Annotated in this window: 14 protein-coding genes; 12 read left to right on the plus strand and 2 right to left on the minus strand. The window is 39.5% G+C overall.

Annotation, left to right across the window (positions count from 1 at the left end; genetic code table 11):
- The first annotated feature begins 70 nt into the window (after window positions 1–70).
- From JMN12_RS09735 to JMN12_RS09745, 3 genes are read left to right on the plus strand one after another with little or no spacing between them, the layout of a single operon-like run.
- Window positions 71–748 (plus strand): succinate dehydrogenase cytochrome b subunit, encoded by a 678-nt coding sequence (locus tag JMN12_RS09735; protein WP_088593879.1) that lies wholly within the window; start codon window positions 71–73, stop codon window positions 746–748.
- 4 nt (window positions 749–752) lie between these two features.
- Window positions 753–2,780: a fumarate reductase/succinate dehydrogenase flavoprotein subunit gene (locus JMN12_RS09740; RefSeq protein ID WP_203138880.1), complete on the plus strand. Its 2,028-nt coding sequence runs from the start codon at window positions 753–755 to the stop codon at window positions 2,778–2,780.
- A 6-nt stretch (window positions 2,781–2,786) separates the two neighbouring features.
- Window positions 2,787–3,539 carry a succinate dehydrogenase/fumarate reductase iron-sulfur subunit gene (locus tag JMN12_RS09745; RefSeq protein WP_002673219.1) on the plus strand — a complete coding sequence of 251 codons (753 nt, stop codon included), beginning with the start codon at window positions 2,787–2,789 and terminating at the stop codon, window positions 3,537–3,539.
- A 67-nt stretch (window positions 3,540–3,606) separates the two neighbouring features.
- Here the strand turns inward: JMN12_RS09745 and JMN12_RS09750 are convergent, their stop codons facing one another.
- Entirely contained in the window at window positions 3,607–4,212 is a 606-nt protein-coding gene (locus JMN12_RS09750) for a DUF4254 domain-containing protein (protein ID WP_203138881.1), read from the minus strand.
- Window positions 4,213–4,297: 85 nt separating this feature from the next.
- On the opposite strand from JMN12_RS09750, the gene JMN12_RS09755 reads away from it, so the two are divergent.
- Genes JMN12_RS09755 through JMN12_RS09795 form a run of 9 tightly spaced genes read left to right on the plus strand, consistent with a single transcriptional unit; the run spans window position 4,298 to window position 10,519 of the window.
- Window positions 4,298–4,852 carry a glutathione peroxidase gene (locus tag JMN12_RS09755; protein WP_203138883.1) on the plus strand — a complete coding sequence of 185 codons (555 nt, stop codon included), beginning with the start codon at window positions 4,298–4,300 and terminating at the stop codon, window positions 4,850–4,852.
- A gap of 8 nt (window positions 4,853–4,860) precedes the next feature.
- A complete protein-coding gene (locus tag JMN12_RS09760; RefSeq protein WP_088593875.1) occupies window positions 4,861–6,036 on the plus strand; it encodes a glycosyltransferase family 87 protein in 1,176 nt (391 codons plus the stop codon).
- Window positions 6,002–6,928 (plus strand): glycosyltransferase family 2 protein, encoded by a 927-nt coding sequence (locus JMN12_RS09765; RefSeq protein ID WP_009418817.1) that lies wholly within the window; start codon window positions 6,002–6,004, stop codon window positions 6,926–6,928. Before JMN12_RS09760 ends, JMN12_RS09765 begins: the two co-directional genes overlap by 35 nt.
- A gap of 16 nt (window positions 6,929–6,944) precedes the next feature.
- Window positions 6,945–7,349: a hydroxyisourate hydrolase gene (gene uraH, locus JMN12_RS09770; RefSeq protein WP_088593874.1), complete on the plus strand. Its 405-nt coding sequence runs from the start codon at window positions 6,945–6,947 to the stop codon at window positions 7,347–7,349.
- A gap of 11 nt (window positions 7,350–7,360) precedes the next feature.
- Window positions 7,361–8,128: a polysaccharide deacetylase family protein gene (locus JMN12_RS09775; protein WP_009750972.1), complete on the plus strand. Its 768-nt coding sequence runs from the start codon at window positions 7,361–7,363 to the stop codon at window positions 8,126–8,128.
- The gene (locus tag JMN12_RS09780; RefSeq protein ID WP_048745989.1) at window positions 8,128–9,048 is read left to right on the plus strand and encodes a VirK/YbjX family protein; all 921 of its coding nucleotides are present in this window, start codon (window positions 8,128–8,130) and stop codon (window positions 9,046–9,048) included. The genes JMN12_RS09775 and JMN12_RS09780 overlap by 1 nt, the downstream gene beginning before the upstream one ends.
- A gap of 4 nt (window positions 9,049–9,052) precedes the next feature.
- Complete coding sequence (bshB1, locus tag JMN12_RS09785; protein ID WP_088593871.1) at window positions 9,053–9,769, plus strand: bacillithiol biosynthesis deacetylase BshB1; 717 nt, start codon at window positions 9,053–9,055, stop codon at window positions 9,767–9,769.
- 7 nt (window positions 9,770–9,776) lie between these two features.
- Window positions 9,777–9,968: a hypothetical protein gene (locus JMN12_RS09790; protein ID WP_002673203.1), complete on the plus strand. Its 192-nt coding sequence runs from the start codon at window positions 9,777–9,779 to the stop codon at window positions 9,966–9,968.
- The gene (locus tag JMN12_RS09795) at window positions 9,968–10,519 is read left to right on the plus strand and encodes an RNA polymerase sigma factor (protein ID WP_002673201.1); all 552 of its coding nucleotides are present in this window, start codon (window positions 9,968–9,970) and stop codon (window positions 10,517–10,519) included. Before JMN12_RS09790 ends, JMN12_RS09795 begins: the two co-directional genes overlap by 1 nt.
- Before the next feature lie 33 nt (window positions 10,520–10,552).
- On the opposite strand, the gene JMN12_RS09800 is transcribed toward JMN12_RS09795, so the two are convergent.
- Window positions 10,553–11,911: a suppressor of fused domain protein gene (locus JMN12_RS09800; protein ID WP_088593870.1), complete on the minus strand. Its 1,359-nt coding sequence runs from the start codon at window positions 11,909–11,911 to the stop codon at window positions 10,553–10,555.
- Window positions 11,912–12,121: the final 210 nt, after the last annotated feature.

The following is a 12,121-nucleotide window of genomic DNA, read 5'->3' on the forward strand; positions in this document are numbered from 1 at the left end:
ACATAATTAAAAAACCTTACTTTTGTAGCGAAATTATTTAACGTAAATATATAAAAAAACTATAAAACGAATGGCAGGATTATTTAAAACATCTGTTGCAAGAAAGGTGGCGATGGCTCTCTCGGCACTCTTTCTCATTCTCTTTCTAATCATTCACTTGGCGGTAAACCTTACTTCAGTGATTAGTGAGAGTACTTTCAACGAGTTATCCCACTTTATGGGTACTAACCCGCTAATTCAGTTTGCTATGCAACCTGTATTGCTCGCTGGGGTGTTGTTCCACTTCATTATGGGATTTGTCTTGGAAATCCAAAACAAAAAAGCTCGTGGTAGTGAGGCATATTACAGCTATAATGGGGGAGCTAACTCCACTTGGATGTCTCGTAATATGATCATTTCGGGAATTGTAATTCTTCTTTTCTTAGGGCTTCACCTCTATGATTTTTGGGTAGGTGAAATGAATTACAAGTACATTGAGCAATTAGCTCCAGACCCTACCCGCTACTACGATGAATTGGTAGAGAAATTCCACGACCCTCTACGTGTGGGATTCTATGTATTATGCTTTGTTTTCCTTTGCTTGCACTTGTTGCACGGATTCCAATCTGCTTTCCAATCTATGGGCTGGAAAGACGATGCTCGCAAAAAGCTCATCAGCAGTGTAGGTAATTGGTATTCTTACATTATCTGCGGAGGCTTTATTTTTATAGCCCTCTTCCATTACATTAAATTTTTAATAAAAGCTTAATCTTATGAGTATATTAGATTCTAAAATTCCTGAAGGTCCTATAGCGGACAAATGGACGAAATATAAAGACCATATCAACCTCGTAAACCCTGCTAACAAACGTAATATTGACGTGATTGTGGTAGGTACTGGCTTGGCTGGTGGTTCGGCTGCAGCTACCCTTGCTGAATTAGGCTACAACGTGAAAGCTTTCGCTTACCAAGATTCTCCTCGCCGTGCGCACTCTATTGCTGCTCAAGGAGGTATCAATGCCGCTAAAAACTATATGGGCGATGGCGACTCTAACTATCGCTTGTTCTACGATACTGTAAAAGGGGGTGACTACCGCGCTCGTGAGGCTAACGTATATCGCCTTGCTGAAGTATCTGGCAATATCATCGATCAGTGTGTGGCTCAAGGCGTGCCTTTTGCTCGTGATTACGGCGGACTCTTAGATAACCGTTCTTTCGGGGGGGTATTGGTTTCTCGTACTTTCTATGCCAAAGGGCAAACGGGACAACAGCTTTTGCTCGGTTGCTATGCCGCAATGAACCGCCAAATCGCTCGTGGTAAAATAGATATGTACAACCGCCACGAAATGCTCGATGTGGTAATAGTAGACGGCAAAGCTCGTGGTATCATCGCTCGTAACCTTGTTACTGGTGAAATTGAACGCCACTCTGCTCACGCTGTAGTTATCGCCTCTGGTGGTTATGGTAACGTATACTTCCTTTCAACCAATGCGATGGGCTCTAACGCTACCGCAGCTTGGAAAATCCACAAAAAAGGTGCTTACTTTGCTAACCCTTGTTTCACTCAAATCCACCCTACTTGTATCCCTCGTTCAGGCGACTATCAGTCTAAATTAACTTTGATGTCTGAATCTTTGCGTAACGACGGACGTATTTGGGTGCCTAAGAAAATGGAAGATGCAGTAGCGATACGCGAAAAACGCAAAAAACCTACTGAAATTCCTGAAGAAGACCGCGATTACTACTTGGAGCGCCGTTACCCTGCTTTCGGTAACCTCGTGCCTCGTGACGTAGCTTCACGTGCTGCTAAAGAGCGTTGCGATGCAGGCTATGGTGTAAACGAAACAGGTGAAGCTGTTTATTTGGATTTCTCTTCTGCTATCGAACGTTACGGTAAAGAACAATGTAAAATCCACGGTGTAGAACCTACTAAAGAAGAAGTTACAAAACGCGGTGAAAAAATCGTAGAAGCTAAATACGGCAACCTTTTCCAAATGTACGAAAAGATTGTAGCCGAAAACCCTTATAAAACACCAATGATGATTTATCCTGCTACTCACTACACTATGGGTGGTATTTGGGTAGATTACAACTTGATGACCACTATACCTGGTTGTTATGCTATTGGTGAGGCAAACTTCTCCGACCACGGGGCAAACCGTTTAGGAGCTTCTGCCTTGATGCAAGGTTTAGCCGATGGTTACTTTGTATTACCTTACACTATTGGCGATTACTTAGCCGCTGATATCCGTACCGGTAAAATCCCTACTGATACTCCTGAGTTTGACGAAGCAGAACGCATCGTAAAAGAGCGTTTGGCTTACTTCATCAACAATAAAGGTACCCACTCTGTAGATTACTTCCACAAAAAACTTGGTAAAGTGATGTGGGATAAAGTAGGTATGGCGCGTAATGCTGAAGGCTTGAAAGAAGCTATCAAAGAAATACGCGAAATACGCGAAGATTTCTGGAAAAACGTAAAAGTACCTGGTGAACTCACTGGTATGAACGTAGAGCTTGAAAAAGCGGGTCGTGTAGCCGACTTCCTTGAACTTGGTGAGTTATTTGCTAAAGACGCTTTAGAGCGTAACGAGTCTTGTGGTGGACACTTCCGCGAAGAGTATCAAACTCCTGATGGGGAAGCCCTCCGCGATGACGTGAATTACGCTTATGTAGCGGCTTGGCAGTACACCGGTAATCCTAAAGAAGTAGTGAATACCTACAACCCTAGTGAAGAGGTAATGCATAAAGAACCTCTTGTATTTAAAGATATTGAACTTAAACAACGTAGTTATAAATAGAAAGATATGGCAACGATGAACCTAACACTCAAAGTGTGGCGACAAAAAAACTCGCAAGAGAAAGGTCGTATGGTAGATTATAAAGTAACCAACATTTCAGACCATATGTCTTTTTTGGAAATGTTGGATGTACTCAACGAACAACTCATTGAAAAAGGAGAAGAACCTGTAGCATTCGACCACGATTGCCGTGAAGGTATCTGTGGTATGTGCTCGCTCTTTATCAATGGGGAAGCTCACGGACCCGACCGTGGGGTAACTACTTGTCAGTTGCATATGCGTATGTTCAAAGATGGTGATACCATCACTATTGAACCTTGGCGCGCTACTGCTTTCCCTGTTATCAAAGACTTGATGGTAGATAGAACTGCTTTTGAACGCATTCAACAAGCAGGGGGATATATCTCTGTGAACACTTCTGGTAATACGCAAGATGCCAACGCTATTCCTATCCCTAAACGCGATGCCGACCGCTCTATGGACGCTGCGGCTTGTATAGGTTGTGGAGCTTGTGTGGCTACTTGTAAAAACTCTTCGGCTATGCTGTTTGTAGCTGCTAAAGTATCGCAATTTGCCCTCCTTCCTCAAGGTCGTGTAGAGGCTACCGAGCGCGTACTCAATATGGTAAACCAAATGGAACACGAAGGTTTTGGTAACTGTACCAACACTGGTGCCTGCGAAGTAGAATGCCCTAAAGGTATTTCACTTGAAAATATCGCACGCCTTAATAGAGAATACCTCAAAGCAAGTATTCGTTAATTAGCAAATTTGAAAATTAACAAATAAAAAACTGCCTCAAATTGTTTGGGGCAGTTTTTATTATCTCTTATTTACTTCCTCTCAGTACTGGGTTCAACTCATCATCATTGTACATTTTCATTTGTTTATAGACTTTCATATACTTTCTGCCAGTGGCGATATCGTTTAAAAGCTGGTCGAGAGCAGTAGAGAGGTCTTTTTTCTGTTCGAGGAGAACATTCAGTTTTTCTTGGCATTTAGCGCGATGTTCAGGAGTGGCATCGGGGCGGTTTACTTCTTCCTGCATATGATAAATTTTCAGTGCTAAAATCGAAAGCCTATCCACTGCCCACGCAGGGCTCTCGGTGTTGATAGTAGCCTCAGGAAGTGGTCTCACCTCCTTATACAAGTCTAAAAAATAGCTATCTATATACTCTACCATATCGGTACGATCCTGGTTAGAAGCATCAATTTTGCGTTTGAGGTCAAGGGCTACCACTGGGTCGATATGTGGGTCGCGAATAATATCCTCGTAATGCCATTGCACGGTGTCAATCCAATTCTTGCGATAGAGCAAGTGATTGAGCAAGTCGGTTGATGGATAAGGGTTTGTAAAAGACTGATATACATCGTCGGCAATATGGTATTGCGCGATACTTTCTTCAAATATTTTAAAAGCTTTTTCTGAAAACATAGTTATTAATTTTTGGGCAAATATAAAGTTTTTCTTTAATAAATCAAACCTTTTGCGTAACTTTGCCACAAATTTTAATTTTTCTATGAAATACTTCATTTTTATTATCACTTTATTCATCCTCACTATGGAAAACCTACAAGCACAAAATAACGCTGATAATCAAACTATTTATCAGTTTACTGTAGAAGATATCAACGGAAAACCCTTTGCCCTTGCCGACCTCAAAGGCAAGAAAGTAATGATTGTAAACACCGCCTCAAAATGCGGTCTCACCCCCCAATACAAAGAACTCGAAGCACTTTATCAGCAGTATAAGGACAAAGATTTTATCATTATAGGATTCCCCGCTAATAATTTCTTAGGACAAGAGCCTGGTAGTAACGAACAAATTGCTTCATTTTGCAGTATCAACTATGGAGTAACATTCCCGATGATGAGCAAAATATCGGTAAAAGGAAAGAATATGCACCCTCTATATCAGTTTCTTACCCAGAAAGCGAAAAACGGTGTAGAAGATTCTAAAGTAAAATGGAATTTTCAAAAATACCTCATCGGACGAGACGGTAAATTAGAAAAGGTAATCGACCCTAAAACCTTACCTTCTAGCGATGAAGTAATACAATGGATTGAAAAATAACAATAACAATGCTGAAAAAACTATTTGCAAATTACCGCTTTATCACAATACTATGGTTTGCCCTTGCGCTGGCAACTGTGGTACAGAACGTTTGGATAGCTGGCAAGTTCAACAACTACCTAATTTTTGACGGGGTATTTTGGCATACTCTCAAGCAATTGCCCCTCTATCTTCCCTACCCCGATGAGTATTTCGATACAAATCATTACGGTATCTTTTTCAGTGCAGTTATCGCTCCTTTTGCCTTATTACCCAAGTGGATAGGTTGTACTTTGTGGATAATGGCAAATGCAGCTTTCTTATATTGGGCAATTAGGCAATTGCCTCTCTCTAAAAAGGCTATTATAGCGGTACTGCTCATTGCTGCTCACGATATGTATACCGCGGCAGCTATGCAGCAGTTCAATATCAGCGTGATAGCACTATTAGTAGGTGCTTTTGTGTTTATAGAACGCAAGCAGAGTCATTGGGCAACCTTGCTCATTGTAATAGGCACGCTCACGAAACTCTATGGCATTGTAGGCTTAGCATTTTTCTTCTTTGCTAAGGACAAATGGCGATTTATTTGGTCGGGGTTATTTTGGCTCATCATTTTATTTTGTTTGCCAATGTTCTACTCTTCACCCGATTATGTAGTTTCTCAATATTTTGATTGGTATGCTTCTTTAGCTGAAAAGAATGTATCCAACCTAAATACCACCACTTACAACTTGCAAAACCTATCACTTTTAGGCTTTTTGCAACGCACAGGTATTTATAACAACAACAGTATAGTCATTCTCCTCGGGTTAGGGCTATTTGCATTACCTTATTTGCGCATTCAGCAGTATAAAAATCTCAATTTCAGATTGCTTTTATTAGCTTCAGTAAGTATTTTCCTCTGTTTGTTTAGTACAGGTACTGAAAATAGCACTTATATAGTAGCTTATGTGGGGGTTGGGATATGGTTTATGGTAAGTGAACTCCATCCTAAACTCAAAATAACCTTATTGGTATTGGCTATGTTAGGCTCACTCTCCCCTACTGATTTATTCAAACCTCTGAAAGAACCTTACATTATCCGATATTCGTTAAGAGCTGTACCCGTAACCTTGGTTTGGCTTGCAATAGTGTATGAAATGTTATTTATTCAGGTAAGAGATAAAAAAGATGAAAACAATAGAAATAATAGTACCGTGTTATAACGAAAGTGAAAATATACGTCCGTTATATGAGGCTATACAGCGTGTTTTTGCTGAAAAACTCCCTGATTATAGCTATACTTTGCTTTTTGTAAACGACGGCAGCAGCGATAATTCTCTTGAGGTGCTCAAATCTTTAGTTGAAAGTGATATGCGCGTGAAATATCTATCGTTTTCGCGTAACTTTGGTCACCAATTAGCAGTAAAAGCAGGATTAGACCACTCGTTTGCTGATGCTGTTATCTCTATGGATTGCGATTTGCAACACCCTCCTGCCCTTTTGCCCGAGCTCATTGCCAAATGGGAAGAAGGCTATCAAGTAGTGGCAACTTTGCGCACCTATCCGGCGGATACCCCTAAAAAGAAACAAAAAAGCTCTCAACAGTTTTACAAACTTCTCAATCTGCTTTCGGATATAGAAATCAAAGAAGGTTCAGCTGATTTTAGACTTTTAGACCAATCGGTGGTAAGGGTCATTCGCTCTATGAAAGAGAACGAACCTTTCTTGCGAGGCATCGTGCCTTGGGTAGGATTCCGCCAAACTTACATCCCTTACACTGCAGCTTCTCGTTTTGCAGGTGAAAGTAAATACACAGTTAAGAAGATGCTACAATTAGCGATTACAGGTGTTACGGCTTTCAGTATCAAACCCTTATATTTCGCTGTATTTTTAGGCTTTGCATTCTCTGCCCTATCACTATTATACATTCCTTATGTGATATACGCCTTTGCAAGTGGCACTGAAATATCGGGCTGGGCTTCACTGATTATGACGATTGTTTTCTTTGGTGGGTTACAACTCATCATTTTAGGTATCATAGGTATTTACATAGGAAAAATCTTTAAACAAACTAAAGACCGACCTTGTTATATTATTCAAGAACAAAAATTGTAAATAAAAACACATAAAAATGAGAAATCCGATTCTAATATTGCTAATACTTTTTAGCGCATTCATCCAAGCACAAGAGAAATATCAATTATCAAGTCATATTTTAGATATTTCACAAGGTAAACCTGCTCCAAATGTAAAGATAGCTCTATCTAAGCAAGATAAAAATCAAAACTGGGTATTGATAGATGAGAAATACACAGACAACAATGGGAGAATTAAAGATTTTTTGAAAGAAGAATCTAATAAAAATAATAATGGGGTTTATAAACTCACTTTTTATATCACTCCTTATTTTGAAAGATTGAAACAAAAAACATTTTATCCTTTTATAGAAGTAGTTTTTGAGATAAAAGATAATCAGCATTATCATATTCCGATTACATTATCTCCGTATGGTTATTCTACTTACAGAGGAAACTAATAACTATAAAAATGATTTACCTAAGTTTCGACATAGAAGAATTTGATATGCCCAAAGAATACGGCTACGACATTGCTTTCGAGCGACAAATAGCCATTTCACGCGAGGGGCTTACCGTTATATTAAACCTACTCAAAAAACACAACGCCAAGGCTACTTTCTTTTCAACAGTAGTCTTTGCTCAGCAAGTCCCCGACCTTATAGAGCAACTTCTCAGCGAAGGGCACGAATTAGCCTCACACACTTATTATCATTCCGAGTTTGAGAATGCACACCTCAAAAGCTCTAAAGAGGCTTTAGAAAAGCAATTTGGGTTAACTATTGAGGGATTGCGTATGCCGAGAATGCTCGAAGTAAGTACTGAGGAGGTAAAAAAAGCCGGTTATCAATACAATTCATCAGTAAATCCTACATTTTTACCAGGGAGATACAACAAATTACACGTACCAAAGCGATTTTTCAACGAAAATGGCTTATGGCAAATCCCTACAGCGGTAAGTTGGTTTAGGATTCCTCTATTTTGGTTATCATTTCACAATTTTCCTTTGTGGATTTATAAGTTTTTACTAAATAGATGTGTAGCCTCTACTGGCTATGCTACTTTGTACTTCCACCCTTGGGAATTTACAAATTTACACCAAAAAGAATTTAATTTTCCTGCTTATGTAATGCGTAACAGTGGTGAGCAGATGATAGCACGCTTCGAGCAGTTATTGCAATACATTGATAAAAAAGGCTGGAAAACGAGCCTCTATAAACAATTAACAATCGAGAATTAATGACGACAAGAGAACTACTACACGATGCTTTGGCTTTAACAGAACATAGTTTTGCCAACGAAAATCCTAAATACATCAAAAAACAAAAGAACAAGATACTCTTCCACACTTTGTTAAACATCCCATTTGCTAAAAAATGGTTCAGTTTGATACAATCAGAAGAGTATAAATGGGTGCTTTCACACCGTCCTCGTATTTATTTTAAGCCTTTTAGGGTGTATATGTCTACCAAATGGGGCAAGAAAGAACGAACTAAAGCCTTGCTGAGTTGTTATGCTTTTATCAAGCAACAGCCTTTTTTGACGCGTGTTATCCAAGAAGAAAAGCCTATCAAATTGGCTGAGTTCACAATGAAATACAACGGCGAAAAGGGACAAATATACCTCGGATACAATGAACGTTTCCGCAAAGAGGGAGAATTAGTGGTCTCGTTGCATTGTGATAGTTATCAAGAGGCCATCTGTGAAGCCTCGTTTGTGATTGATAAAGAAAATGAAGAATGGGTATGCCGTATAGGTTGCGTACAGGGCAATAAAGCTACTGAAAATGAAAATGCTATCAAAGAACTACAAAAACAAATGTATGCTCTTCGTCCTAAAGCCCTGATGATATTTATCATTCAGGAACTTAGCAGGCAATTAGGTTGCTCTGCTTTGTATGGGGTAGGCAGTAAGATACAGGCACATAACAAAAAACACTTTATTCATATAGAATGGTTGCACAAACTCAGTTTTAGTTATGACACATTGTGGAAAGAAGCCGATGGCACTCCCGATAAAGATGGGTGGTTCAAGCTTCCTATTGAAATGCACCGCAAACCAATGGAAGAAATCAAATCGAGCAAGAGGTCGCTCTACCGCTATAGGTATGAGATGTTAGACAAAATTGCAACAGAAATAAAAGAGACAATTAATAAATAACAAGATGAAATTAGATATATTAGCTTTTGGGGCACATCCCGATGATGTAGAATTAGGGGCAGCAGGCACCATTGCCAAAGAGATTAGCTTAGGCAGAAGTGTAGGCATTATCGACCTAACACAAGGGGAATTGGGCACACGTGGCAGTGCTGAAATACGCCACCAAGAGGCAACCAAAGCCAAAGAGCTATTAGGGATAACCATACGCGAGAATTTGAAGTTCCGTGATGGTTTTTTCATAAATAACGAAGCTCACCAAATGGAGATTATTAAAAAAATACGTCAATATCAGCCCGAGATAGTGCTTTGCAATGCTGTAGACGACCGTCATATCGACCACGGCAAAGGTAGCAAACTCGTGAGCGATGCTTGTTTTCTCAGCGGTTTGCGACGCATCGAAACTACTCTCGACGGTGTAGCACAAGCGGCTTGGCGTCCTAAAGTAGTGTATCACTACATTCAGTGGAAGAATATAGTCCCTGATTTTGTGGTAGATATCACAGGTTTTATGGAAGCCAAAGTGAATGCTGTGTTGGCGTACAGCTCTCAGTTTTACGACAGTAATAGCAATGAGCCCACTACTCCAATTTCTGACAAGAACTTTTTAGATAGCGTTACTTACAGAGCACGCGATTTGGGTAGGCTAATTGGTACAGATTTTGCGGAAGGTTTTACGTGTGAGAGAGTTCCCGCCGTGGAATCTCTTTTTAATCTTAAATAACTGAAAAATGAAATTAATATTATTAACTATTGGTATATTACTGCTATGTGTGGCAGGTATGGCAATTAAGATTTGGGGTAAAAAAGGCGGTAAATTTGCTGGTACTTGTGCGAGCCAAAATCCACATTTAAACCCTGAAGGGGAACCTTGCAGTTTCTGCGGTCGCTTACCCGACGAACAAGAGTGCAGAAATAAATAATGGCAGAAGCACTTGCTGAAAATATAGTCGCTGCAAAAGCAGGTAAACAACGAGCTTTTAGTTGGTTGTTAGACGAGTTTTGGACTGATGTGTACAACTTTCAGCTCAAGCGTGTGAATGATGAAGTTGAAGCAGAGGATATTAGCATACAAACATTTGCTAAAGCATTCGACAAACTCCATACTTACGACGAGCGATACTCTTTCCGCACTTGGTTAATTGCTATTTCTAAAAATATTCACATAGATAACCTGAGAAAGCAAAATGAGTCGCTATTGCACTTAGATCGAGAGGAAAAGCAATCTAAAACGCTGATAGATGAGACCCCCATCATAGAGGATAGCCTCATTATGGAACAGCAGTTCGACTACTTGTTAAAGAGTATAAAACAACTAAAAGAACCTTACCGAACGGCAATACAACTGCGCTATCTGCACGAAAAAAGTTATAAAGAGATTGCCGAAGAGATGCAATCACCGATGAGCAGTGTGAAGATTACCCTGCTAAGAGCTAAGAAAATGCTGGCAGAGATATTAAAGAAAAACAGATGAAGCCTCAAAAGATTTCATCTGTTTTTTTTATGTTTATAACGCTACATTTTTGCGGTGAACATCTATTACTTCAGAGATTCCGTTTTCGTCGAAAAGGTTGAGGAGCTCGTCAACCCCTTCTTCTAATTTTAAATCCATTTCTTCTGGATAAATAGGCAAAATACAATAGAAATTGATAATCGTACCATCTTTAGTGTGTAACTTTAAGAAGTCTTGTGGTGCCGATAAGTAAGGGGGCATCAGCAGGATACAACCGAAATCGGTATTGGCAATAGGTTCAGCATCGGGGCCGTTGGGGATAGTGTGCCCTTCAGCCATCCACGTTTTGTACTGATGCGGGAAACGCGCTATCATCTTGAGGAAGTACACAGGCCAATAGTTATCGTCGTCTTTAAAAGCTTCATCGCTGATAGGCCAATCGGCAGGAAGGTAGACCATTAGCTCAGCGTGACTGTAGTCGTTCGGGTTTTCCAAGCCTTCGGGCAAGTACATAGGATAATCGCTCATACCGGTAGTGAAAAGTACATTGTAAGGCGTTTCGGGGGTAGGTTTGATCCAATGTACATCTATATGCACATATTCTGAGAGGATTTCGTGGAATACGCTGTCTATTTTGCCGATATATTTTTCAAAATGGTCGCAAATTTCGTCCATATACACACAAGTGCGGTCAGGCAATACAAAATTGCTTCTGTCTTTTTCGGAATAGTTATAAACGTTAGAGCCTCCTTCTGAGACATAATCGGGAGTAGGGGCGAAAATATTAGGCAAATCATCTTCTTCGTTATAATCAATAGCATCAATGAGCGAGTGCATTTCGTTATCGTAATACACGATTCCTTTTTCAATATCGTCAGTAAGAAATTCGAGCCAATCTTCCATAGAGTCATAGTGTAAATCCATAAATGAATCTTCGATAGAATCGAGTACTAAGTCTATTTCGCCTATTTGTCCAACAACACCTTCTTTATCGGGGTCGAGGTCGATAAACATAAAGCGTGCTCCATTGGAGAGGAATGGAATCCATTTAGGGTTATAAAATTGGTTTTTTAACACTTCATCCCAACACATATCAATGGCTTCTTCTTTATCGAAGTGAAGAGATTGCCAATTAGGAACGCTTTGCAATTGTTCTAACCAATGTTGCTGCGTGCGTTTGACTTCTTCTAAGGGTATAAAGCGCAAACCATCAAGGAAGAAGACATCGTTTTCACCTTCTTTTTGTCCGTTGAAAGTTTGGTATAATTGTTTTACCTCTGCAGGGAGGGTAATACCCATTTCAGCTTCAAATTCAGTTATTTGTGACTCGGACACCCCTTTGTTAAGACTTGCGATAAGAGGAGTAGCTTGATCGAGGATAACGTCTAAGAATCGTTTGACTGTTTTTTCCATAGTTGTTTTTATACAATTATTTTTTCGCTACAAATGTACAACTTTTCATTTAGAAAGCAAAGAACTTTCATATTTTTTTGTTTTTATTTTTAATATTAAAAATATTTCACCTTTGCCTAATAATTATCTTAAATAATAAAATTTCATCTCTTATTTCAAGAAAATCGTTTGAAGGTTTTGACTTCATCAAATAAGTGTAACTTAAAAACA

The organism is Capnocytophaga genosp. AHN8471, assembly GCF_016806945.1.
GTDB classification, from domain to species: domain Bacteria; phylum Bacteroidota; class Bacteroidia; order Flavobacteriales; family Flavobacteriaceae; genus Capnocytophaga; species Capnocytophaga periodontitidis.